The 24,110-nt window shown below is 28.0% G+C and carries 25 protein-coding genes and 1 pseudogene; 24 read left to right on the forward strand and 2 right to left on the reverse strand.

Annotation, left to right across the window (positions count from 1 at the left end; all coding sequences use genetic code 11):
• The first annotated feature begins 9 nt into the window (after positions 1-9).
• The 14 genes and pseudogenes from dprA (at position 10) to CLSA_RS23785 (ending at position 15,511) form a co-directional block, all read left to right on the forward strand.
• Positions 10-1,065, forward strand: a complete 1,056-nt coding sequence (dprA, locus tag CLSA_RS06880) for a DNA-processing protein DprA (protein WP_022744690.1) — start codon at positions 10-12, stop codon at positions 1,063-1,065.
• 45 nt (positions 1,066-1,110) lie between these two features.
• Positions 1,111-3,213, forward strand: a complete 2,103-nt coding sequence (gene topA / locus CLSA_RS06885) for a type I DNA topoisomerase (protein WP_022744691.1) — start codon at positions 1,111-1,113, stop codon at positions 3,211-3,213.
• A 193-nt stretch (positions 3,214-3,406) separates the two neighbouring features.
• Positions 3,407-4,183 (forward strand): GTP-sensing pleiotropic transcriptional regulator CodY, encoded by a 777-nt coding sequence (gene codY / locus CLSA_RS06890; RefSeq protein ID WP_022744692.1) that lies wholly within the window; start codon positions 3,407-3,409, stop codon positions 4,181-4,183.
• Between the two features lie 412 nt (positions 4,184-4,595).
• Positions 4,596-5,297: a 30S ribosomal protein S2 gene (gene rpsB, locus CLSA_RS06895; protein ID WP_022744693.1), complete on the forward strand. Its 702-nt coding sequence runs from the start codon at positions 4,596-4,598 to the stop codon at positions 5,295-5,297.
• A gap of 92 nt (positions 5,298-5,389) precedes the next feature.
• Positions 5,390-6,307: a translation elongation factor Ts gene (tsf, locus tag CLSA_RS06900; RefSeq protein WP_022744694.1), complete on the forward strand. Its 918-nt coding sequence runs from the start codon at positions 5,390-5,392 to the stop codon at positions 6,305-6,307.
• A gap of 121 nt (positions 6,308-6,428) precedes the next feature.
• Positions 6,429-7,142, forward strand: a complete 714-nt coding sequence (pyrH, locus tag CLSA_RS06905; RefSeq protein ID WP_022744695.1) for a UMP kinase — start codon at positions 6,429-6,431, stop codon at positions 7,140-7,142.
• A 10-nt stretch (positions 7,143-7,152) separates the two neighbouring features.
• On the forward strand, positions 7,153-7,710 hold the full coding sequence (gene frr / locus CLSA_RS06910) for a ribosome recycling factor (RefSeq protein ID WP_022744696.1): 558 nt from the start codon (positions 7,153-7,155) through the stop codon (positions 7,708-7,710).
• Between the two features lie 269 nt (positions 7,711-7,979).
• A complete protein-coding gene (locus CLSA_RS06915) occupies positions 7,980-8,738 on the forward strand; it encodes an isoprenyl transferase (RefSeq protein WP_022744697.1) in 759 nt (252 codons plus the stop codon).
• A gap of 15 nt (positions 8,739-8,753) precedes the next feature.
• The gene (locus CLSA_RS06920) at positions 8,754-9,548 is read left to right on the forward strand and encodes a phosphatidate cytidylyltransferase (protein WP_022744698.1); all 795 of its coding nucleotides are present in this window, start codon (positions 8,754-8,756) and stop codon (positions 9,546-9,548) included.
• Between the two features lie 359 nt (positions 9,549-9,907).
• A complete protein-coding gene (locus tag CLSA_RS06925) occupies positions 9,908-10,897 on the forward strand; it encodes an AI-2E family transporter (protein ID WP_022744699.1) in 990 nt (329 codons plus the stop codon).
• Between the two features lie 81 nt (positions 10,898-10,978).
• Positions 10,979-12,139 (forward strand): 1-deoxy-D-xylulose-5-phosphate reductoisomerase, encoded by a 1,161-nt coding sequence (locus tag CLSA_RS06930; RefSeq protein ID WP_022744700.1) that lies wholly within the window; start codon positions 10,979-10,981, stop codon positions 12,137-12,139.
• Between the two features lie 285 nt (positions 12,140-12,424).
• Positions 12,425-13,762: pseudogene (locus CLSA_RS22420) on the forward strand (IS3 family transposase).
• 295 nt (positions 13,763-14,057) lie between these two features.
• Complete coding sequence (locus tag CLSA_RS23780; protein ID WP_022744702.1) at positions 14,058-14,243, forward strand: hypothetical protein; 186 nt, start codon at positions 14,058-14,060, stop codon at positions 14,241-14,243.
• 743 nt (positions 14,244-14,986) lie between these two features.
• The gene (locus CLSA_RS23785; protein WP_022744703.1) at positions 14,987-15,511 is read left to right on the forward strand and encodes a hypothetical protein; all 525 of its coding nucleotides are present in this window, start codon (positions 14,987-14,989) and stop codon (positions 15,509-15,511) included.
• A 286-nt stretch (positions 15,512-15,797) separates the two neighbouring features.
• Here the strand turns inward: CLSA_RS23785 and CLSA_RS22430 are convergent, their stop codons facing one another.
• Together CLSA_RS22430 and CLSA_RS22775 are read right to left on the reverse strand one after the other, a co-directional pair.
• Positions 15,798-16,151, reverse strand: a complete 354-nt coding sequence (locus CLSA_RS22430) for a transposase (protein ID WP_162270994.1) — start codon at positions 16,149-16,151, stop codon at positions 15,798-15,800.
• A gap of 90 nt (positions 16,152-16,241) precedes the next feature.
• Positions 16,242-17,465 (reverse strand): transposase, encoded by a 1,224-nt coding sequence (locus CLSA_RS22775; RefSeq protein ID WP_472298009.1) that lies wholly within the window; start codon positions 17,463-17,465, stop codon positions 16,242-16,244.
• A gap of 879 nt (positions 17,466-18,344) precedes the next feature.
• Here CLSA_RS22775 and CLSA_RS06970 point away from each other — a divergent pair.
• From CLSA_RS06970 to CLSA_RS24240, 10 genes are all read left to right on the forward strand, one after another.
• Complete coding sequence (locus CLSA_RS06970) at positions 18,345-18,524, forward strand: hypothetical protein (protein ID WP_022744706.1); 180 nt, start codon at positions 18,345-18,347, stop codon at positions 18,522-18,524.
• 599 nt (positions 18,525-19,123) lie between these two features.
• Positions 19,124-19,306, forward strand: coding sequence for a hypothetical protein (locus CLSA_RS06975; RefSeq protein WP_022744707.1), 183 nt, complete (start codon positions 19,124-19,126; stop codon positions 19,304-19,306).
• A gap of 32 nt (positions 19,307-19,338) precedes the next feature.
• Positions 19,339-19,632 carry a transposase gene (locus CLSA_RS24540; RefSeq protein ID WP_418235964.1) on the forward strand — a complete coding sequence of 98 codons (294 nt, stop codon included), beginning with the start codon at positions 19,339-19,341 and terminating at the stop codon, positions 19,630-19,632.
• Positions 19,633-19,916: 284 nt separating this feature from the next.
• Positions 19,917-20,111 (forward strand): hypothetical protein, encoded by a 195-nt coding sequence (locus CLSA_RS23805; RefSeq protein WP_052334787.1) that lies wholly within the window; start codon positions 19,917-19,919, stop codon positions 20,109-20,111.
• Positions 20,112-20,374: 263 nt separating this feature from the next.
• On the forward strand, positions 20,375-20,581 hold the full coding sequence (locus CLSA_RS23810) for a hypothetical protein (protein ID WP_041716153.1): 207 nt from the start codon (positions 20,375-20,377) through the stop codon (positions 20,579-20,581).
• Between the two features lie 91 nt (positions 20,582-20,672).
• Positions 20,673-21,023: a hypothetical protein gene (locus tag CLSA_RS23815; protein ID WP_052334788.1), complete on the forward strand. Its 351-nt coding sequence runs from the start codon at positions 20,673-20,675 to the stop codon at positions 21,021-21,023.
• Between the two features lie 470 nt (positions 21,024-21,493).
• Entirely contained in the window at positions 21,494-22,132 is a 639-nt protein-coding gene (locus tag CLSA_RS21970; protein WP_022744709.1) for a reverse transcriptase family protein, read from the forward strand.
• Positions 22,133-22,559: 427 nt separating this feature from the next.
• Positions 22,560-22,973 (forward strand): hypothetical protein, encoded by a 414-nt coding sequence (locus CLSA_RS21975; protein WP_022744710.1) that lies wholly within the window; start codon positions 22,560-22,562, stop codon positions 22,971-22,973.
• A gap of 467 nt (positions 22,974-23,440) precedes the next feature.
• On the forward strand, positions 23,441-23,575 hold the full coding sequence (locus tag CLSA_RS24235) for a hypothetical protein (protein WP_022744711.1): 135 nt from the start codon (positions 23,441-23,443) through the stop codon (positions 23,573-23,575).
• A gap of 191 nt (positions 23,576-23,766) precedes the next feature.
• Positions 23,767-23,901 (forward strand): hypothetical protein, encoded by a 135-nt coding sequence (locus CLSA_RS24240; protein ID WP_022744712.1) that lies wholly within the window; start codon positions 23,767-23,769, stop codon positions 23,899-23,901.
• Positions 23,902-24,110 lie beyond the last annotated feature (209 nt).

Below are 24,110 nucleotides of genomic sequence, written 5' to 3' on the forward strand. Positions count from 1 at the left end.
GTTAAATATATGGATTATGAATTATGGTTAATACTTTTAGATTTAACAAATCATCAAAAAATAAAGTTAATAGATAAATATGAAAATGAAGAAAATGTATACAATAACTTTGAAGAAATATTAAAAAATAATAGTGCTATAGCCAAAAAAATAAAAAATTTTCAAAAAGAAGATTTAAAGTGTAAGGTTTTTAAGTTAAAGGAAACATTAGTCAAAAAAGGAATACACTTTATTACATATGCTAATCCTTTATATAGAGAGAAATTGAGGGGAATTTCAAATCCGCCTTATTTTCTATTTTATATGGGCAATATAGGTGTTATAAATAACAAATCTATAGCTGTTGTTGGGTCAAGGAAGTGTTCAAATTATGGATTGGCAGTAACAAAACTCTTGACAAAGGAGCTTATTACTAATAATATAACGCTTATAAGCGGAGGTGCAAGAGGTATAGATTCTATTGCACATAAAACCGCTCTGGAAGATGATGGAGTTAATATATGTGTATTAGGTTGTGGCATAGATATTGTCTACCCATCTGAAAATAAATTTTTATTTTCCAAAATAGCAGAAAAAGGAGTAGTAATTTCTGAATTTTTAATTGGAACGCGTCCGCTAAGATATAATTTTCCTAAGAGAAATCGAATAATAAGTGGTCTTAGTGACAGTGTAATAGTAGTTGAAGCTTCAGAAAGAAGTGGGTCATTAATAACAGCTAGGCTTGCACAACAGCAAGGAAAGAAGGTAATCGTTACGCCGGGATCCATATTTTACGATGGAGCAAGTGGTTCTAATAAATTAATTAGAGATGGATGTACGATTTGTACTGATGTAGAAGATTTAAGAGTGCTGTTGAGTTTGGAGCATGTTAATATTAAACCTATGAATATTGCACCTGAAAAGAGTGAAATATTAGATTTAATAAGCGATTCACCAATTCACATAGATGATATTTTTAAAAATATGTCTGTTGATAGAGGCGCTTTATATGCATTACTATTTGAAATGCAGATTAAAAATGAGATTATTTGCTTACCTGGAAATTACTATGTGAAAACAATTTAAAATGTGTAGGGGGTGAAAACTTCATATATTATATGAAGTTGTACTATGGGTCAAAAACTTGTAATTGTTGAGTCGCCGGCAAAAGCAAAAACAATCGGCAAATATTTAGGAAAGAACTATATTGTAGAGGCATCAATGGGCCATGTAAGAGATTTACCTAAAAGTAGGTTAGGTGTTGATATAGAAAATAATTATACTCCCAAATATATTACTATTAGAGGAAAGGGAGAATTGATAGATAAATTAAGAAAAGCTGCTAAAAAAGCAGATAAAGTTTATCTTGCAACTGACCCTGATAGAGAGGGAGAAGCTATTTCATGGCATTTAGCTAACATATTAAAGATTTCAGAAGATGAAACGTGTAGAATAGTTTTTAATGAAGTTACAAAGACTGCAGTTAAAGCATCTATAAAAGAAGCACGCAAAATTGATTTAGATTTAGTTGATGCACAGCAAGCAAGAAGAATATTAGATAGACTTGTTGGATATGAGATAAGTCCAATTTTATGGAGAAATGTAAAATGGGGACTTAGTGCTGGTAGAGTACAGTCTGCAGCGTTAAAGTTAATATGTGACAGGGAGAAGGAAATAAATGAATTTATTCCTAAAGAGTATTGGTCAATAGACTGTATGCTTAAGAAGGATAAAAAGAAGTTTCCAATAAGGCTTTCAACATACAAAGGAAAGAAGATTGAAATTGAAAATGAAGAATCTTCAAATAAGATTATTGAAGAACTGAAAGATGGAAAGTTTGTTGTTAAATCAATAAAAAAAGGTAAAAAAAATAGGAATCCGTTGCCACCTTTTACTACAAGTACACTTCAACAAGATGCAAATAAAAAATTAAACTTTATGACTAAAAGAACTATGTCAATAGCTCAAGGACTTTATGAAGGTGTGGAAGTAAAAGGTTATGGAACAGTAGGATTAATAACATATATGAGAACTGATTCTGTAAGAATTTCAGAAGAAGCACAAATTAAAACTAAAGAATTTATTGAAAATTCATATGGAAAAGAATATTTACCTCAATCTACTAGAGTATATAAAGGAAAAAAGAATATTCAAGATGCTCATGAAGCGATAAGACCAACTTATGTAGATATAACGCCAGAAGTTGCAAAAGAAAATTTAACTCCTGAACAATATAAATTATATTCATTAATTTGGAAAAGATTTGTAGCAAGTCAAATGGAATCGTGTGAATTAAATACTAATTCAATAGATATAGAAAATGGCGATTACAAATTTAAAGCATCAGGATCTATAATTTCTTTTGATGGTTTTATGAAAGTATACGAATATTCAAATGAAGAAGATGAAAAATCGGTAACATTGCCAGTTGTAGAAGAAGGGGAAGAATTAAAGGAAGCTTCTCTTAAAGGAAGCCAACATTTTACTCAGCCGGCACCAAGATATACCGAAGCGTCATTTGTTAAATTACTAGAGGAAAAGGGAATAGGTAGACCTAGTACTTATGTACCTACTATTTCAACTTTGCTTGGGAGAAATTATGTTGTTCGTGAAAAGAAAAACTTAATTCCAACTGAACTTGGAGAGATAGTAAATAATATTGTAAGTGAATATTTTAAGCAAATAGTAGATGTTGATTTTACAGCAGATATGGAGAAAAAACTTGATAATGTAGAAGAAGGAAATGAAAATTGGACTGAAATAGTTGGAGAATTTTTTACTCCTCTAAAGGCTGCAATTGAAAAGGCTGAAAAAGAAATATCAAAGGTTGTAATTGAAGATAAAGTTAGTGATGTAAAATGTGAAAAATGTGGTCGAATGATGGTTATTAAAAGAGGTAGATATGGTGAATTCTTAGCGTGTCCTGGATATCCAGAGTGCAAAAATGCGAAACCTATAGTTGAGGAACTAGATGTTCCATGTCCAGAGTGTGGAAAAACTATTGTTGTCAAGAAAAGTAAAAGAGGCAAGAAATTCTTTGGATGTTCTGGATATCCAGAATGTAAATTTGTGAGTTGGTATGAACCTGTAAAAGAAAAGTGTCCAAAATGTAATTCGTATATGGTCCTAAAGTATTCAAAGTCAAAAGGCAAATATGTACAATGTTCCAATAGTGAATGTGATTATAAACATGAAATTAAAGAAGAGGAAGAAAATAAAAAAGAAGAAATTTAATATAGATAGTTTGATGACTTAAGTGATATTATTTTGTCGAATAAAATTAAAATACTGTTGAAAACGAAAATTTTATGTGATAAACTAAAATTAATCGCAACTTGTAAAAAAATTCAATAAATTAAGAATTTTTTGTAATTACAATCCTTTTATTCAATGATATTGTTATATGGTTGCCAAGGAGGAAAATATTATGTCATCACTATTAAATAAGACTAGAATGTTAAATAAGATTCTACAGAAGTCTGGTACAGAACCTGTAGCATTTCAAGATATATGTGCCCTATTAAGTGAAGTTCTTGAGTGTAATGCTTATATAATAAGCAAAAAAGGAAAGGTACTGGGATATACTTTGGGTAAAGAATTTGAATGCGAAGCTATGAAGAAAAAAGTAATAGAAGATAAGAGGTTTCCAGAAGATTACAATAAAACACTTTTAGAAATTAATGATACATTATCTAATTTACCAAATGAAGGAAGATGTGTTTTTGAGGAGATTGGTAAATGTAAAAAAGTAGATAAGCTATCTACTATAATACCTATAATAGGAAGTAGAGAAAGAATAGGGACATTAATATTAGCTAGATTTGGAAATGCATTTACAGACGATGATTTAGTACTAGTAGAGTATAGTGCAACCATTGTAGGAATGGAAATGCTTAGAGCTATGCAAGATGAAATTGCAGAAGAAGCAAGAAAAAAAGCAGTTGTACAATTAGCTATAGGAACTCTTTCTTATTCGGAATTAGAAGCCGTTGAACATATCTTTGAAGAATTAAATGGAAATGAAGGATTATTAGTAGCTTCTAAAATAGCAGATAAAGTAGGAATAACTAGAAGTGTTATAGTAAATGCATTAAGAAAATTTGAAAGTGCCGGAGTTATTGAATCAAGATCTCTTGGAATGAAGGGAACTTATATTAGAATCTTAAATGAAAAATTAATAGAGGAACTAAAAAAAATAAAATAATAAAAAAGCTAAAGGATGCGTATATAAATATATCCTTTAGCTTTTTTTGTTTATAATTGCTAAAATTAAAAATTATAGTATAAATATTTATTCATTTGGAGAAAATTTAAAATGTTGCAATTATTATAAAACTTTGAATTATATATGAATTTTTGTTTGCAAAATTTTAGCTTAGTCATTAATAAAGAAGCTAAAATACCAATATTGAATATTAGTATTTTACATTTTTTATGTATAACATAAATAAAAAATAAAACAAAATTAAAATTTTTATTGATACGTTAAATACCTTATGATATACTATCTAAGGTAACAAATACACACATTATCCAATTCATAAATTAGGTGCCCTTGTTTTGGGGGAATTTTATGAGAAGAAGATAATGGAGGTAAAAACCAAGGAGGTAACAAAATGTCAGTAATATCAATGAAACAATTATTAGAAGCAGGTGTACACTTTGGACACCAAACAAGAAGATGGAACCCTAAAATGGCTCCTTATATCTTCACAGAAAGAAATGGTATCTATATAATAGATCTTCAAAAAACAGTTAAAAAGGCTGAAGAAGCTTATAACTTCATTAAAGAAGTAGCTGCAGAAGGAAAAGATATACTTTTCGTTGGAACTAAGAAACAAGCTCAAGAAGCTATCCAAGAAGAAGCTATCAGAAGCAACATGCATTTCGTAAACAACAGATGGTTAGGTGGAATGTTAACAAACTTCACAACTATCAAGAGCAGAATTAGAAAATTAGAACAAATCGAAAAAATGCAAGAAGATGGAACTTTCGATGTTCTTCCTAAGAAAGAAGTTATTAAATTAAAGGCAGAATTAGAAAAATTAGAAAAGAATCTTGGCGGTATCAGAAACTTAGATGCTGAAAATGTTGGAGCAATGTTCATCGTTGATCCAAGAAAAGAAAAGAATGCTATCTTAGAAGCTAAGATTTTAGGAATTCCAGTAGTTGCTATAGTAGATACTAACTGTGATCCAGAAGAAGTTGATTACGTAATACCAGGTAATGATGATGCTATAAGAGCTGTTAAATTAATAACTGCTAAAATGGCTGACGCTATCATGGAAGGAAGACAAGGCGAACAATTAGCTGAGTAATTTAGATAAGAAAAGGGTAAGTGAAGTCCACTTCAGTTACCCTTTTGCTAAATGTTAAGGATTACTTTTTATATTCGAGGAGGAATTAAATTATGGCAAACATAAGTGCACAATTAGTTAAAGAACTAAGAGATATGACTGGAGCTAAAATGATGGATTGTAAAAAGGCTCTAGTTCAAACTGAAGGAGACATCGATAAAGCTGTTGAATTCTTAAGAGAAAAGGGACTTGCGGATGCAGCTAAGAAATCAGGTAGAGTTGCTGCTGAAGGTATAGTTAAAACATATATTTCAGAAGATAAGAAAAAAGGAGCAGTTGTTGAATTCAATTGTGAAACAGATTTCGTTGCTATTAATGATGAATTTATGGCTTTTGCTGATAGATTAGCTCAAATGGCAGTTGAAACTTCAGCTACAACAGTTGAAGAACTAGTTAACGAAAAGTTTGATGCAGAAAACACAGTTTCAGCTGCATTAAAAGCTTTAATAGCAAAACTTGGTGAAAACATGACTATAAGAAGATTCACTAAATTTGGCATTGAAAATGGAATGGTTAAGAGCTACATCCATGGTGGCGGAAGAATTGGAGTTTTAGTGGAACTTGCTTGTGATACTGCATCAGATGTACTTGATGAAGTAGCTAAAGAAGTTTGCATGCAAATTGCTGCTGCTAACCCATTATTCTTAAGCGAAAAAGAAGTAGATAATACATCTATAGAAAAAGAAAAAGAAATCTATAGAGTTCAAGCTTTAAATGAAGGAAAACCTGAAAAGATCGTTGAAAAAATGGTTGAAGGAAGAATTAAGAAGTACTACAAAGAAGTTTGTCTTTTAGATCAACTATGGGTTAAAGATAGCGACAAGACAATAGCTAAATTCTTAGAAGAAAAATCTAAAGAAGTTGGTTCTCCAATTACAGTAACTAGATTCGTAAGATACGAAAGAGGAGAAGGAATCGAAGTAGAAAAAGTAGATTTCGCTGAAGAAGTTGCAAGACAAATGGGTAAATAATATTTAGCCAAAGAGAGAACACTTTGTGTTCTCTTTTTTTAAAAAATTAGATATATATTTAATGTGTCAAAATAATAAAAATACTTTTAATAATTCCTAAAACATCAGGAGGTAATTGTAAATGTCAGATTATAAATACAAGAGAGTAATTTTAAAACTTTCAGGGGAAGCTTTAGCTGGAGTTAGTGGATTTGGGCTTGATTTTAATGTAGCTAAAAGAATAGCTTTAGAAATTAAAGAATTAGTTGATATGGGTGTTGAAGTAGGTACTGTAGTAGGTGGCGGAAACATTTGGAGAGGCAGAAGTGGCGAAGGTATGGACAGAACTACTGCTGATTATATGGGAATGATGGCAACTTGCATAAATGCTTTAGCGCTTCAAGATTCCTTAGAACAAGTAGGAGTTAAAACAAGAGTTCAAACTGCTATAGAAATGAAAGAAATTGCAGAACCATTCATAAGAAGAAGAGCGATGAGACATTTAGAAAAAGGAAGAGTTGTTATATTTGCTGCTGGTACAGGAAATCCATATTTCTCAACTGATACTACTGCTGCTTTAAGAGCTGCTGAAATAGAAGCAGATGTAATTCTTTTGGCTAAAAAAGTTGATGGAGTTTATGATAAAGATCCTCATAAGTATTCAGATGCTAAAAAATATGATACACTATCATATATAGAAGTATTAGAACAAGGATTACAAGTTATGGATTCAACAGCAACTTCATTATGTATGGATAACGAAATTCCGATTCTTGTATTTGGATTAGATGAGCCTGGAAATATTAAAAAGGCAATGTTTGGCGAAAATATTGGAACATTAGTAACAAAGAAATAGGAGGAATATCATGATTAAGGATATCATTAAGAATGCAGAAGAGAAGATGAAAAAAACTATAGCTGTATTAGAGTCAGATTTATCAACAATGAAGGCAGGAAGAGCAAATCCATCAATGCTTGATAGAATTCAAGTTGAGTATTATGGAAGCATGTGTCCACTTAGCCAAGTGGCGAATGTTTCAGCTCCAGAACCAAGAGTACTTATGATAACACCATGGGAAAAACCTCTATTAAAAGATATTGAAAGAGCTATCTTAAAGTCAGATTTAGGGCTAAATCCTTCAAATGATGGTTCTGTTATTAGATTAGTAATACCAGAATTAACAGAAGAAACTAGAAAAACTCTTGTTAAGAATGTAAAGAAAACAGGGGAAGAAGCTAAAGTAGCAATTAGATCTATTAGAAAAGGTGCTAATGACAAAATCAAAGCCTTGAAAAATAATTCTGATGTTTCAGAAGATGAAATTAAAAAAGGTGAAGATGATGTTCAAAAGAAAACAGATGCAGTTGTAAAGCAAGTAGATGTTATAGTAGCTGCAAAAGAAAAAGAGGTTTTATCAATTTAAATCTCAAAGCCTGCTTAATTAGCAGGTTTTTTCAATAAAGGGAAAAATTCATTTGTATTTAGAAACTTGAACTTAATTTAAATCACTAAACTATCTTGAGTTTTTTTTTTGATGATACATCAAAACTGGAGAGTTATAGCAACTTCTGCTGAATAAGTGATTGACAGTATAGTTTCTATTAAATAATAAGATGAAGTTATGATTGGTATTAATAAAACTTACTTGCTGAATAAATGTGAGTTGAGTTTTAGAAAACTAGGGGGAGAAACATGTTAGATATATTTAAATCCAAAAAGGAAGAAAAACAAGATTTTAGCTTAGATATGAATAATATACCTAATCATATAGCCATAATAATGGATGGGAATGGAAGATGGGCAAAAAAAAGAAATTTGCCAAGAAGTATGGGTCATAAAGCTGGAGTTGAAACTATCAGAAGAATTTTAAAAGAAGCAAAAAGATTAGGCGTTAAAAATTTAACATTATATGCTTTTTCAACTGAGAATTGGGCCAGACCTAAAGAGGAAGTTGGAGCATTGATGAAACTTTTGCTTGCTTATTTAAAAAGCGAAGTAAAAGAATGTAATCAAAATGGTGTCAAAATGAATGTATTTGGAAATGTTGATAGATTACCTAAAGAATGTCAAGATGCATTAAACGGAGCAATGGAAACAACAAAGAATAATACTAATATAAATTTAAATTTAGCGTTAAATTATGGCGGAAGAGATGAAATAGTTAGAGCTATGCAACTTATTAGTTCAGATGTAAAAGAGAATAAAATAAAGATAGAAGATATTAATGACAACTTAGTAGAAAAGTATCTTTATACTAAAGGAATACCAGATCCGGATTTAATTATTCGTCCATCTGGAGAGCAAAGACTAAGTAATTTCTTATTATGGCAATGCGCTTATTCAGAATTTTGGTATTCTGACATAAACTGGCCTGAGTTTAAAGAAGAAGATTTAAGAAAAGCCATAGCGGATTATCAAAACAGAGATAGAAGATTTGGAAAAGTAAAATAGGGGAGTGATTGGATTTTGAAGTCTAATAATAGATATTTGGGTGCTGCTATAATTGCTCCGTTTATAATATTTGTTTTGCTTGGAGGAATTTTTCTTAAAGGCTTTATATTTGCATTATCAATTATGGCACTTTGGGAATTTTATAAAGCACTAAAAGAGAAAGATTTTAAACCAATATCATTTGTAGGATATATTCTTTTGATAATATACTATATTTTGAATAATAATTTTGAAATGATGATGTACATACTTGTTGTTGCAACGTTTATATTATTAATATATCCAGTTATTAATTTAGAATATACGTTTGTTGATGTTGCATTAACATTACTAGGACTTATATATGCAGGAATATTATTCAGTTTTGTATATTTAGTTAATACAAAACCATCAGGAAATTTTTTAGTGTGGCTTATATTTATAGGATCGTGGCTTTCTGATACAGCAGCATATTACAGTGGTAAGAATTTTGGAAAACATAAGCTTTCTCCAAAGGTATCTCCTAAGAAAACAATAGAAGGATCTATTGGAGGATTATTAGGAGCAACAATATTTTCTGGGATTTTTGGAATTGTAATAAATAAATACATAAATATAATGCCTGTGTATCATTATTTTGTTATAGGGTTATTATGCGGTGTATTTGGTCAGTTTGGAGATTTAGTAGCATCTTCTGTAAAAAGATATGTAGGAATTAAAGATTATAGTAACCTAATACCCGGTCATGGCGGAATATTAGATAGATTTGATAGTATAATATTTTCAGCAACTGTAATTTTTTATTATTTAACATTTATAATAAAAATTTAAAATATGAAATAAATAACAATATTATGTATGCTATGTATATCTTGAGAAGAATAGTTGAGATATGTTTAAAAATAGATTATCTATTTATTGAATGTACCAATGTAATTTAGCAAGATGAACTAGTATGCTTAATATTGTTATTTTTTTGTTGGATATTAATTTTATTTTCTGATTACATAATGGGGAGGATTATATAATTTAAAACTTCAATGTATATATTAAAAATAAAATTGAAGAAATATAGTGTAGTCACATTATAAGGAAACAATATAAAGATTCAATAAATATCAGTATGTAATTTTTGATGTAAATTATATTAGAGAGTTTTTAAGAGAAAAGTATAAGCATATATTATAAAAATGATTATTTTAAGATTAGAGGTGAATAATATTTTTAAAATGTATAAAAAACTTTTCTCACTTTTATTATGCCTTATATTAGTTGTTGTAGGAACATTTATAATAAAATATTATTTTAAACCATTTCTAACTATGATTATAATGATTATAATATGTACACCTGTATATAGTATTATGATTAAAGCTAAAATACCGAATAGAATAGCAGGCGCTTTAAGCATAATAAGTATAAATACTTTAATGATTTTAATTGCAATATACTTAGGAAATGAGATTTTTAATATATGTAAAAAGGTATATTTAACGAATGTAGAGTGGATAAATAAGTTTGTTCAAGATATTTCTATAGCTTTGAATCTAGATTTGCAAAATTTAAGAATAGGAAAAGGTGTGGTTTCTATTCTTAATGATCAAAATATAAGAAAAGGAGCAATAAGCACTGGAGAAGGTGTTGTTGCATATTTTATAGGTAATATATGTACATTCTTTGTTTTAGTAGATAGAAGAAGTATGGTAAGTTTGATATATATGTTACTTCCTGAGGAAATGATACTTAGATTTAAAAGTCAAAAAGAAAATTTTACACACATGATAACAATAGAAGGAATACTTGTATTAATATCAACATTAGAAATAATAATTGGATTTATTATACTCAATATTCCTAACTCTTTCATGTTAGGTGTGTTTTGTGGTATTTTGGATATATTACCTTATGTTGGAACTATAATTGTATTTATTCCGATTATAATATACAATATTATAATGAAGAATTATCTTATTGCATTTGGGTTAATATGTTTATATATATTAGTTGAAGTTATTAGAGAAATTTTAGAAGCTAAGTTTTTAGGCGAAAAATTAGATATTCATCCACTTGTTATATTACTTTCAATATATATAGGAGTAAAAATATTTGGTATTTTAGGAATATTGGTTGGGCCAATGTATAGCATCTTAGCAAAAGAGATAATTTATAGTACTGACTAATGATTATATAGAGATACAATTCAAGATATGAATATACAATCTATACTTTTATAATATATTTACTTTTAGGAGGAAGAAGAAATGAAGAAACTTTCTATATTAGGGGCTACTGGTTCTATTGGAACTCAGACCTTAGATGTAATCAGAAAATCGAATGGACAATTAAAGTTGGTTGGAGTAACAGCTAATACTTCAGTAGAAAAGGTCATTCAAATAATAGAAGAATTTGATCCTTCATATGTTGCTATGATGGATGGGAAGAGTGCTGATAAAATAGCTGATTATTGTAAGCAAAATAATAGAAAAATACAAATATATGATGGAATAGAAGGACTTAATAAAATAGCTTCTATAGATGAAATTGACATAGTAGTAACATCTGTAGTTGGAATGATAGGATTAGAACCTACAATAAAAGCAATAGAAGCTAAGAAAGATATAGCTCTTGCTAATAAGGAGACTTTAGTAGTTGCAGGTCAACTTGTAATGAAAGCAGCGAGAGAGCATAATGTTAAGATATTGCCTGTAGATTCTGAGCATGGAGCAATTTCTCAATGTTTAAAAGGAAATGATAAGAAGGCATTAAGAAAAATAATTTTAACAGCGTCAGGTGGACCTTTTAGAGGAAAAATTACAGAAGAGCTAAATAATATAAAAGTTGAGGATGCATTAAAACATCCAAAGTGGAATATGGGAAGAAAAATTACTATAGATTCTGCAACACTTATGAATAAAGGACTTGAAGTAATAGAAGCTCATTGGCTTTTTGATTGTGATTATGATAATATACAAGTATTAGTTCATCCGCAGAGTATAATTCATTCTATGGTTGAATATATAGATGGAAGCATAATTGCACAATTAGGAGCACAGGATATGAGGTTGCCAATACAATATGCTGTTAATTATGAAGAGCGCAATGGCCTTATGGCAGATACTATAGATTTTTATGAAATATCAAAATTAACTTTTGAAAAGCCAGATTTAGATACATTTAAATGTTTAAAATTAGCTTTTAAAGCTGGGAAAATGGGGGGGCTTATGCCTACTATTTTAAATGGAGCTAATGAAGCAGCGGTCGATTTATTTTTGAATAAAAAAATAGGCTTTTTACAAATTCCTGAAATTATAGAGAAGTGCATGGAAGTGTTTAGGGGAGAAGTAAGAAAAGAATTAAATTTAGATAACATTATTGATTTAGATAGAAGGGTTAAAAAATATGTTAAGGAAAAAATAGTTTAGTGAGAGTATAAATGGTTAAGAATGGTAAAAAATATATATTATAAATATCCAAAACTAGAAGTATACTTGTGAATAGTATTTTTTAGCATAAACTAATGATTTAACTATATCCGTAGTTTCATTTAAATAATTATAAATTGATGTTATTGAATCAAAGAGGTCAGCAGTAGAAATAGAAGCACTAGTGCTAATAAAATGTACCCTATAGGATAGACAATATAAAAAAAACTATCATATAGGGTACTTTTATGTATAATAGAATAAATGATATTAGGAGTTGTTAAATTGAGTAAGAAGTTATTTACAAATGAAGAGATAAGAATTTTATCACAAAATAAATATGTAAAAAATATAAGTAGTAAAGGCAATACATATTCTGATGAATTTAAGATGTTATTTATAAATGAAAATGAAAAAGGAAAATTTCCAAGAGAAATTTTTAGTGAGTGTGGGTTTGATATAAATATACTTGGTATTGAAAGAGTAAAATCAGCAGGAAAAAGATGGCACTCCACATTTCATAGAAATGGAATTTCTCAGTTACAAGATACTAGAAAATATAATACTGGACGCCCAAGCGAAAGAGATTTATCAATAGAAGAAAAATACGAAAAACTTCAAGCTAAGCTAAAACTTTTGCAAGGAGAAAATGAACTGCTAAAAAAGTTAGAAATGATCGAAAGGTGTGTGATAAAGGGAAATTTAAAATAATAACTAATGAAAAGTTTAAAATAATCAGAACTGTTATAGACAAATATAAACTTAAAAATAAAGTTAGCTATCTGTGCAGTATTGCAAATGTTTCACGTTCGGGATACTATAATTATTTTTTTAGTGATTCTATTAATGTACGTAATAATCAGGAAATCAAGGATTTAGAAAGCTATGATAACATATTGAGTGAATTTAATTTTAAGAATCGAAGAAAAAGGGCTAAACAAATAAAGATGACGTTAGAAAATGAATTTGGCATAGTCTATAACTTGAAACGTATAAGAAGAATAATGAAAAAATATACTATTGTTTGTCCTCATAGAAAAGCAAATCCTTATAGAAGAATGATGAAAGCTACTAAGGAGCATTCCGTTTTGCCAAACAAATTAAATAGAGAATTTAAGCAAGGTATACCTGTAAAAGTATTGCTTACTGATATTTCATATCTATTTTATAAAAATCGCCAAAAGGCTTATTTGTCGACCATTTTAGATGCTTCTACAAATGAGGTATTATCTTATAATGTTTCAAAAACTCTTAAGATAGATATTGCTATTAATACCATAGACAAATTAATAGCATCAAATAGTACTATTCTCGATAAAGACGCTTATATACATTCAGATCAAGGAGTTCACTATACTAGATACTAGTCCAATATTTCAATCTAAAGTTAAAGAAAACAATTTAGGACAATCTATGTCTAGAAGGGGAAATTGTTGGGATAACGCCTCGCAGGAATCATTTTTTGGACATCTAAAAGATGAAGCTAATATAACGGCTTACGCTACGTTTGAAGAATTAATACAAGAAATTGATGAGTATATAGATTATTATAATAATCACAGATGTCAATGGAACTTAAAAAAGATGACTCCTATCCAGTACAGAAATCATCTTTTACATTGATATAGGCTTTTTTAAAATGTCCTTGACAAAGGGTACACTTTATAAAAATGAAGTTTTTAATTTTATATATTTTCTTCTGGATTTGGAACAGGAGAATGTCTTTGAGTATTTATTAAAATTAAATCTCAGCTATGTGCATTAACAAAATCTTTACATGTATAGAATTCTGCGTTATTTAATATAATGTATACATTCTTATCTTCATTTATTTCAAGTAGTCTTTCGAGAAAAATTTCCACGTCTTCTAGAGCATGTCTGAAAAGTTAGAGTATAATTTTATTGCGAGTAAAAATGAATGGACAATGCTAGTTTAAATTATAAAGACTTAACTTTCAAGGAAATAGAACAAAAAATATATAAATATGCTTGTGATGAAGCTTGTAATACTATGAGAGAAGTATTAGAATGGCTAGATAAAAATTGCTTAATGAAAGAGATAATAAGATCTATAGAAATAATGGATTTAAGAGAATATGTCTAAAAACTATAATAGGGAATGTTGAGTATTTATGGAGTATTTATGAATTTGAATTAGAAAGTGGAAAAAAGCTGCTAAGTATTTATTAGATGAATATTTAGAGATGGATACAATAGGTAAAGTGTTTGCTAATTTAGTATAGATTATTTTAACTAGCATATCAGAAGTATCATTTAGTAAAACATATAAAAATTTTAAAACAACGTGTAACCAAGAAATTAGCCCACAAGACTTTTGTAACGTAGTTCAAAGTGTTGGGGAATAGAAAGATTGAACTTAATTAGCAAGGAGCTTTAAAAGTACATAAAGAAGTTCAGGTATTATTTCAATAACAAGATGGTGTATGGTTAAGTATCCAAGGAAAAAAACGTCCTAAGGGGAAAAGTAAGAAGAAAGAACTAAAATTAGCAATATCTTATACTGCATAGAGACGATGCAAATATAGAAAGAATGAATATGTTGTCGAAGATAAAACCGTTTGTGTAAGCTTTGATAATGCTAAATATTTCGAAGAGCTTTCAGAAGCGACTATATGTGAAAAATACAATGTTGATGAAATTAAAACTCGAATACTAAATGTGGATGGTGCAAGTTGGATAAAAGGCAATTGTTAGGAAAAAGATATACACTTTCAATTAGATCAATTTTATATAAGTCAAGCAATTCTTCGTAAGGTCAGTGAGAAAAAATCACAAAAGAAATTATTAAAGTTATTTTGTGAAGGAAATATTGAAAAAGGTTTTGATATGATTATTCAACTTATGATTGGGAATAATAATGATAAAAAAGTACTTAAAAAGTTTGAGCATTTATATAACTATTTGGTTAGTAATAGAGACGGATTACTACCATGTAAGCAAAGAAATATAGACTTGCCTACGCTACCAGAAGGCTTGATGTATAGACAATTAGGTACCATGGAACATAATATATGTGATATACTTGCTCAAAGAATGAAAGGAAGAAAGATAAGCTGGTATATTAATGGTGCAGGTGATTTATCTAAAATACTAGCTGAAAAAATTAGTGATAGATTATTTAATACTGTAGATAAAGTATGTAAGAATACAATATCTACTGATGTTTTAACAGACATTGTAGAAGTAACACTGTTATCTGCTTCAGATGCGAATAAAAAAGCAAAAAAATCTTCAACGTATAAAGTTCATACAGCTACTATACCGTACAGTGAAGCTTCAGTTAGTTTAGGTAGAAAAATAATAAGAAAGTTATGTGGACTAAAAGATTTTGGCGAGATGAGTTACAAATAACGTTAAAATAGAAGACGGGATATTATGAGAATTTACTATAAGATAATAGATAAAAGTAAAGAAAATATTTGCCAACTTTTACTTGATTCAAACACGGTGATTTAATAATCAATAGTTTTAGAGAAATAATGATTTTTAACGAATCTAGAAATCCTATAACATTTATAATGAACATTTTTGATTTGTCAAAAGAAGATGTAAATGTCAAGCTAGAAATGGTTCTTTCCAGACTTAGTTGAACTTCATACTATCAATATTTAAAACTTCACTTCTTAATGGTTCAAAACTACATCGTCCATACAATGCGTTTAATTACTTTTAATTTATTTACGCTTCCTTCAGCTAGTCCATTATTATAATCATATCTTATTGCATTTTTTACTGAATCAATATCTCTTTTAAGTCCGTTTATAAATGAATTAAGTTGTTCGATATTTAACTTTGAAGTTGTAGTTATCCAAGCCTCTAATTCATTAGAACATTTATTTTTTAATAAAGCTTTAAAATTAGAAACTATATCAATTATTTTTTTATAATCTGGGAATTTTTCGTATACTTTATTCAAAATTGAAGGTGTTAATTCCTTAATTTTTTCTATAGGATTGAAAATCAATTTTATAAGCAATTTGCGATTAACCAATACATGTTGTGTTTTATCATAAGATTTATTTTTACAATTATCACTTAATAAATTTTTTATTTTAGAGATATAATGTCTAAGATTAGACGATTAACCAGCATAACCTTTGTTTTTTATTTTTTCTAAAATTTGTGTAGAAGTTGCTCCTAAATAAACCATATGATCTATAAATAAAAGATATGGATCTAAATTACTTGTTCTTTTTGAACCTAAATTACCATTTATACCTGTTGTAGTCGGATCTAAATATTTATTTATAGTTCTTCGATCAAGGTTCAATTCGCTAGCTATTTTGCTTACGGAAGAATAATTATTTTTCATTTCTCTAACTGTATTAATAAGTTCTTGCTTATTTTTAAATCGTTGCTGTTGCTTCAAAGTCAGCTTATTTTTGCCGTAACAATTTATGTCATTTTGTTTTAAATTGATGATTTTATTTAAGGTTCTTATATTCATTTTTAAGCTTTGGCAAATTGCCGTTTTAGTAAATCCAGAATTAATCATATTTAATGATTTTAAAGCTCTTTCATTTCTAGTCATTTCTTTATTTTTATCAGCACAAAATTTATTTTTATTAAACTTATCAAAAATATTTTTCTCAATTACTATTTTAGATTTAAAAATTTTATTTAGATATTCTTTACAATATGTAGTTAAATTTTTTAATAAATGAAATCTATCACTAATTTGAATAGCTTTAGGATGTGATAAGGATATAGCATTTTTGTATGTAATAGAACCATCTCTTGAAACTATTTTTAAATTTTGATATGTTTTTAACCATTCTACAACATCATTAAGTTCTCTTGAAAATATCATATCAATAACTTGGTGAGTATCTATATCAACCATTAATTCAGTAACTGTTGTAATACAATGTAATTTGTAACCTTTATAATATCCAAGACGGGTACCTTTACCGCATTTAGCTTCGCTATCGTATTTTGAACTTCTTAAAGCTGTTCCATCTATCGCACATAATCTAGTTTCAGGATTGATAAGTTCAACAAGCATAGCATAAATGCCATAATATATGTGTTTCTCTAACACTTTAGCTCTTAATGAAAATGTGGAGTAATCTGGTACTTGATTAAGTTGAATTATAGCTTGAAATACATAGTCTTGTTTTATACGATGTTCAAGTTCTCTCAAACTGAATATACTATTTTTAACACCGTATAACATACACGCAACTATTTGTTCATCTGAATACTTACGTGGTCGCCCTTTATTATTTTGAATATTTGAATTTAATTTAGCAAATGCAGTTTTAACAGCTTCAAAAATTTTATAATAGTTATTTTCGCTTTTAATATTTAATTATATAATCATATTTGAGTCATTCCTTATGTGATATATTTAGGTTTTTCGCGAAATTATTATATCACAAAGGAATGATTTATTTGTTTTTTACAAATTCTGTTTATTCAACAACCTATTAAAATAATAATTACCTTTTTATCTTGAATTGGCAAGTCTTGAAAACTCTTTAAATATCGTGAATGAACTTTTTAGATATTTCTCCACAAAAAGGGCATATAAATTAGTTTCGGTTAGAAACAATATTTATATGCATAGTATCATTAATAATTTCATAACTAACAAATTCAAGATTTTTATCTAAAAGTTTAATAAATTCATTCATTATAAAACCTACTTTCAAAATATAGAATATCTATAATAATATATAAAAACAAGCAGAAATTCAACTAAGGCTGGAAAGAACCATTCTTATCTTATCATTTATACTTGCCAGAGTATTTTTTAAGAACAGGACCAATAAACTACAACTTGCCTTGAAGTGTTAGCATTTCCTGAGCGTAGCTCTGATTTAATTAAATCTCCAGTTAGCGCACCAAACATAAGCAATGGATGATACATACGCCATAGTGAGAATTATAATCTGAACTATACTAATCGTTATGAGTCTGGAAATTTGTGGAATTTATGTTGAAAATAATATGCTATGGCGTTGAGAAAGAATAAATTTTATTGTATTAATTATTGTCTTTTATGAAAATAATTTTATTATAAAAAACGTATAATTTAACTAATAAAAAGAAAACTTCATAAAAAATATAAATTATTTAAAATTTTATTACGAAAATTATATACTTTAAAGAAAAATATTGATACAATTTGGATTATATGATATTATATAGTCAAATATACTTTATTAGGAAGGGTGTTCATATGAAAGAAATAAAAAAAGAAGAATTAGAAAAAATAAATGGAGGAGGCATTAATGCAACAAATATATATAATACACTAAAATATGGTGTTGGTCGTCGTGTTATTGTAAATGATCTGACTAGATATTACATTGAAAAAGCAAAACATATTGAGGATCCTAACTGGAATAGAAGTTGTTAAAAAAATTATTATTTTAATATCAATAAACATGGAGGCATGAAATTTATTTTTTGTGCCTCTAATTTTTGGTTTGGCTGCATGGATATAATCTAATGAGTGAAAGTTTCTAACACATTCTGATACTGAAAAGCGTATAGCTTAGGACAAGAAGCTTCAGCGCGAGGTGAAATCTGGAGAAAGTCAGCAGGCAAATTTTTGACCAGACAAGCAGAAAATATATACAAGGTATGATATACTGGGTAACACTAAGATAAACTAATAAAAAATAATTTTTACCATTAGTTTTATTTTTATGGCACGAAAAGCAAAAAAGCTAAATGAACTGCAAACAATGTATGATGAAAATGATATAGATTTTTCAATAGTTAAAGGCACTATAGTAATAAAGGATTTAATAACATGAGTAGAAAAAAACTTAATTTTAGAGATGAATAATATGTGAAACATAAATTAAGAGATATAATTATCTTGACACTTTTTGCAGTATTAAGTAATGTTAACAAATGGTCTGAAATAGAGGCATTTGGAATAAATAAGAAAACTGGCTAAGGAATTATCTTAAATTAGAGAAGGGTATACTATTTGATGATACTATTAGAATGGTTATATCTAATAGTAATAGTAGATATTTTTATGAAATAGTCATAGAATTATTCGTGGAAGATGATGTAAAAGAGTATGTTGATGATGAAGAATTGCAACAAATTATAAAAGAAAAAGAACATAGTGCTATAGTAACAAGAAAATATTTTTTGACTACAATATTAAATGGCTATCTGTAAAGAAAGATTGGAAAGGCTTAAAAAGTATTGGTATTGAAAAGAAAATTATAGAAAAAAAGAATGGGCAAATTATTAATGAGGATAGATATTTTATTTGTAGTATTGACTCAGTAGAAACCTTTGCTAAAGCAGTCCGATGTCACTGGAGCGTTGAAAATTCATTACATTGGCATTTAGATTTTACATTTAAAGATGATAAAAATGCAAACATCTGCAGCAATGTTATTAAGGATTTACAAATAGTAAAGAAAATTACATTGTCAATTTTGAGGAAGACTAAAACTTTTTATAAAGTTAGTTTGAAAATGATAAGATATAGACTTTAATTAGATTTCGATAATGAAATTTAGTACAATTTTCAAATTATTAAATGTTGAAGATTTAAAAAGAGTACTAGATAAGTGAAAAATTTACAATCGATATTTGAATAAGTGCAGCATAAGCTTTTATTAATTTATGCTGGGGTAAGACTGCCATACAAGCTGACCTACGGACAGTAAAAAGGTTAAGTTAGCAAAGGATTAAATTACCAAAAATAAAATATAGAAAAAAACATAGCCATGTCCTATTATATAAGTCTACCACTACTTATAAAAAGGAGAAAACGGCTATGCTAAATAATCAAGAATATATTACAACACAATTAGAAAAAGTGCTATATGAGATTCTGCCCATTACATCCAAAAGATTGAAAAATTTAGTTTATATAATCATAGGAATAATATTATCAAAATCTGTTGAGCTTTCTGATATTTCAGAAAAACTAAAGATGATTTTTCTGAAGGAACTGAAGATAGCAAAATGAAAAGAATATATAGATTTTTTTCATCTTCACCAATCAATTCAGATTATGTATATGGCTTTTTTATAGAATAAGTCATAAAGAAATACGTCAAGCGAAGCAGAGAAAGAAAAATAATCATAATATTTGACCATACAACCCTTGATAATAGATTTCTTATATTACAGTTTTCGTTAAAGGTAGGAAAAAGAGAAATTCCTTTATGGTATAAAATATTTGAATATAATGAGAAAAATAACAAGAACTTCAAGCATATAAAAGAAGGAATGTCTGAGCTAAATGAGATTTTTACAGCTTATAATTACGAAGTTGTATTACTTGGCGATACAGGTTTTAAAAGTGTTGATTTATTTAAATTTATTAATAAATTAGGCTGGAAATATTGTATAAGATGCACTAATGATATGGTTGTGAAGATAGAAGGTAAAGAGAAAATATATAACACCTATAAAAACATATGTAAAGAAATTTAATGGAATTTTGCTAACTGCTGAAAAATACAAATGTAATCTTGCAGTATTCATAGCTGAAGATTAAGATGATATTTGGTATTCAGCAACTAATATGGATAGCAAATATGCTGTAAAGGAATATAAAAAAAGATTTATTATAGAAGAAATGTTTAAAGATTTAAAATCTAATGGATTTAATATAGAAGATACATGGACTGAAAATATAGTATACTTTAAAAACCTATATTTATGTGTAAGCATGGCGACTTGGATGATAATCTTAGGAGCTGACTGTTCTAAGAATAAAAAAAGTAAAATTATAGGTGCCACAAAAAAGATACACAACAAAATTGTTAGAATATATAGCTTATTTACTTCAGGTATGAAATGGTTCAATAGATGTTATGATTCTTCTGCCAAGAAGTACAAGCTTAGATTTGATTTTATACTTTACGATATATAATTTATTTAATTAGAAAACTATACCTTTGAATATTCGAAGGGAACATTTGCTTATTTTTACTTCAATAAATTTCACATTTATAAAGATATATGATTCTAAGGTTCTTATTTCATTAACTACCATTGTAATTATAATGAAATATATGAGTTACTTAGAAAATAAGCATACTTAATACAAATAACTGTTTGTAAATTAGGGATCAAAGGAATTACCTAAGGATATATGTAGGGATAAAGTTATTGGAACGTGGTAAGCTGATGACATGGAGGACTTATTTCCTTCAAAGTGGCAGTAAGAAAAAGTTGAAATTTAACTATAACTTACTTTTATATCAGTGAAAGTAGTGGCATAGTACCGTTGAAACTTGCGAAAGCAAGTGGAGGGATAGCTGCAAGTCAATGTTTTATTAAGATTTAAATTATTAGAAAATCACTAGGTTCGATTAAGACTAAGAAAAGCTGAAACAATTATTGAATGAAGCTAACTATGATGGTGGTGAACGAAGAATATTAAAGAAACAAATACTAAGAAATAATGAATATTATGATACGCAAGAAACACAGGATTTACTTTTTAGAAAAAGTAAAGAAAGTTATAAATTTAAAGATTTAATTTCTATAATAATAAATGATAAAAATATCACTTTAGCCTACAGAAATATTAAAAGTAATAAAGGAAGTAAAACTCCCGGCGTTGATGGGACTACTATAAAAGATATTCACAAATATGAAATATCAGAGTGGATAAGATACATAAGAAAAACATTCGAAAATTTTAAACCAATGCCAGTTTGCAGAGTTGAAATAGAAAAATTAGGCGGAGGTCTCAGACCTCTTGGAATACCAACGATTGAAGATAGAATGGTTCAACAGTGCATAAAACAAGTTTTAGAACCAATTGCAGAAGCTAAATTCTATCACGGAAGTTATGGTTTCAGACCAGATAAAAGTGCCGAAAATGCAATAGCAAAAGTAATGAAATTAATATCTATAATATCAGAAATGCTGAAAGCAGAGATTGAAGGGATTGGAACTCCTACAAAAGGTGTCCCGCAAGGAGGTATAGTATCAACACTACTATCGAATATTGTGCTGAAAAATCAATGGTAATAAATTTGGGGAAGAATTACTCAAACTTTCTTGGCTTTAAATTAAAAGCTGTTAAAAAGAAAAAGAAATACGTTGTTAAAAGCATGATATCAGATAAAGCCAAAACCAAAATCATTAAAAATTATAGAAATTAAATTGAAAAAATAAAAAATAACCCTAAAACATATAACGTTGAAAAACTAAACTCAATGATTTTGGGATGGCATAATTATTATAACATAGCTACCCATGTTAATTTAGATTTCAGCGAAATAAATTTCTTAGTTAGAAAAAGGTTTTTTAATCGAACAAGAAGTATACGAAGTGATACATTATACGAGAATAAGACCTATAAAAGGAGTTATGGAAATTATAACTTCAACCCTATAAGTATATGTAAAGTTACTATATATCCATTGGCAGGAGTAAAATTAAAATACCAAGGCTAATGAAAATGACAGCAAGCAGACACACAACATTAGGCAGATTTCATATCCATAAAGACCTTGATGATGAATTTAAGGATAGCATAAAATTTCTTATAGAAAATGCTTTGAAAAATGAAAGCATACAAAAAAATGATAACAGAATATCACTTTTTGTAGCACAAAGAGGATTATGTCATGTCAGCAAAGAAAATTTAGATATAACCGACATGGAAATAAGGAATATAGTTCCTAAAGAAAAAGGTGGAACTGATAAATATCACAATCCCGTATTAGTTAATAAAGAAATAAGCAGTTTCATAGATGAAACTGACAAGGTTAAAATTAATGAATACAGAGAAAGGATAAAACTCAATATAAAAGCCTTAAATAAAATTAATAAACTTCTCAAACTTGTTGGAAATTCTATGATTTAAAATAAATATTAAACTTAATAAAACACTGATGGAACGCCGGATGCGGTGAAAGTAGTACGTCCGGTGTGGAGGAGGGGAAAAGAAAGAGATAATATCAAGTCCTTACCTATTCCTATTAAAGAAAATTTTAAACATTGATGGAAAAACCATGAGAGGTAGTAGAACTGAAGATAAAAAAACGTTACACGTAGTATAGGCGTATTGTGATGAAGATGGTTTTTGTCTAGGACAAAATGTAGTTGATGAAAAAGAAAATGAAATAGTAGGAAATCCTCAATTATTAGATACATTACAGATAAATGCATATGTTGTTAATATAGATGCAATGGGAACTCAAGTTAAGATTTATGAAAAAATAGTACAGAAAAAAGCTGACTAAATGTTAGCGGTAAAAGGAAATCAAGAAAATCTACATAATGACTTAATAGATTATTTTAATGAAAATGATTAAAAAAACACTGAACAGAATGAAAATTACAAAAAGACTATTGAAAAAAAGTCATGATCAAATTGAAATAAGAGAATATTATCAAACAGATGATATAAAATGGTTAGCAAACAAAAATAAATGGAAAAACTTAAAAAGCATAGGAATTATATAAAAAAACATAAAAAAAGACGATTAAAGAAACAAAAGAAATACGTTGTTATATAAGTAAACTATTGTTTGATATAGAATTATTTTTCAAAAGCAGTAAGAGAACATTGAAAGATTGAGATAATGCATTAGCATTTAGACGTAACTTTCAAAGAAGATCATAATGAAATCATTGAAGAAACAGTTAATAAAAACATGAATATTATTAGTAAATGGGATTTATCAATATTAAAGCTTTTACATGCGGGGAAAAAGATGAGTTTAAAATTAAAAAGATTCGCAATATGCTCAAATCTAATTAACTATATAAGTGAAATTATAGAAGTTTAATATAAAGTGATTTTACTTATGTAGTTATAAATTTTCATGAGTTTGTCCTGATTGAGAATAGTAGGTCTCTAGATTTTTTTTGTTTAGTATGATAATATAAGTGTGTTAATTACGATTATATTGGTATAGTAATAAAATCTAAAGTGATAAATGTTACTTGAAAAATAGTTAATTATTATTAGAAATTCATTTGTATAAAAAACACATGG

Origin of the sequence: Clostridium saccharobutylicum DSM 13864 (assembly GCF_000473995.1) — a bacterium.
GTDB classification, from domain to species: Bacteria; Bacillota; Clostridia; order Clostridiales; family Clostridiaceae; genus Clostridium; species Clostridium saccharobutylicum.

Coding starts and splice junctions, on each gene's coding strand:
- CLSA_RS06970 (WP_022744706.1), top strand. CDS start 18,345: ATGAAAGAAATAAAAAAAGAAGAATTAGAAAAAATAAATGGAGGAGGC.
- topA (WP_022744691.1), top strand. CDS start 1,111: ATGGGTCAAAAACTTGTAATTGTTGAGTCGCCGGCAAAAGCAAAAACA.
- CLSA_RS23810 (WP_041716153.1), top strand. CDS start 20,375: ATGTCTGAGCTAAATGAGATTTTTACAGCTTATAATTACGAAGTTGTA.
- tsf (WP_022744694.1), top strand. CDS start 5,390: ATGGCAAACATAAGTGCACAATTAGTTAAAGAACTAAGAGATATGACT.
- CLSA_RS23780 (WP_022744702.1), top strand. CDS start 14,058: ATGGACAATGCTAGTTTAAATTATAAAGACTTAACTTTCAAGGAAATA.
- dprA (WP_022744690.1), top strand. CDS start 10: ATGGATTATGAATTATGGTTAATACTTTTAGATTTAACAAATCATCAA.
- pyrH (WP_022744695.1), top strand. CDS start 6,429: ATGTCAGATTATAAATACAAGAGAGTAATTTTAAAACTTTCAGGGGAA.
- rpsB (WP_022744693.1), top strand. CDS start 4,596: ATGTCAGTAATATCAATGAAACAATTATTAGAAGCAGGTGTACACTTT.
- codY (WP_022744692.1), top strand. CDS start 3,407: ATGTCATCACTATTAAATAAGACTAGAATGTTAAATAAGATTCTACAG.
- CLSA_RS06975 (WP_022744707.1), top strand. CDS start 19,124: ATGGTTATATCTAATAGTAATAGTAGATATTTTTATGAAATAGTCATA.
- CLSA_RS06925 (WP_022744699.1), top strand. CDS start 9,908: ATGATTATTTTAAGATTAGAGGTGAATAATATTTTTAAAATGTATAAA.
- frr (WP_022744696.1), top strand. CDS start 7,153: ATGATTAAGGATATCATTAAGAATGCAGAAGAGAAGATGAAAAAAACT.
- CLSA_RS23785 (WP_022744703.1), top strand. CDS start 14,987: ATGATTATTCAACTTATGATTGGGAATAATAATGATAAAAAAGTACTT.
- CLSA_RS06915 (WP_022744697.1), top strand. CDS start 7,980: ATGTTAGATATATTTAAATCCAAAAAGGAAGAAAAACAAGATTTTAGC.
- CLSA_RS24240 (WP_022744712.1), top strand. CDS start 23,767: ATGAATATTATTAGTAAATGGGATTTATCAATATTAAAGCTTTTACAT.
- CLSA_RS24235 (WP_022744711.1), top strand. CDS start 23,441: ATGAAAATTACAAAAAGACTATTGAAAAAAAGTCATGATCAAATTGAA.
- CLSA_RS23805 (WP_052334787.1), top strand. CDS start 19,917: ATGCTAAATAATCAAGAATATATTACAACACAATTAGAAAAAGTGCTA.
- CLSA_RS06930 (WP_022744700.1), top strand. CDS start 10,979: ATGAAGAAACTTTCTATATTAGGGGCTACTGGTTCTATTGGAACTCAG.
- CLSA_RS21975 (WP_022744710.1), top strand. CDS start 22,560: ATGAAAATGACAGCAAGCAGACACACAACATTAGGCAGATTTCATATC.
- CLSA_RS23815 (WP_052334788.1), top strand. CDS start 20,673: ATGGATAGCAAATATGCTGTAAAGGAATATAAAAAAAGATTTATTATA.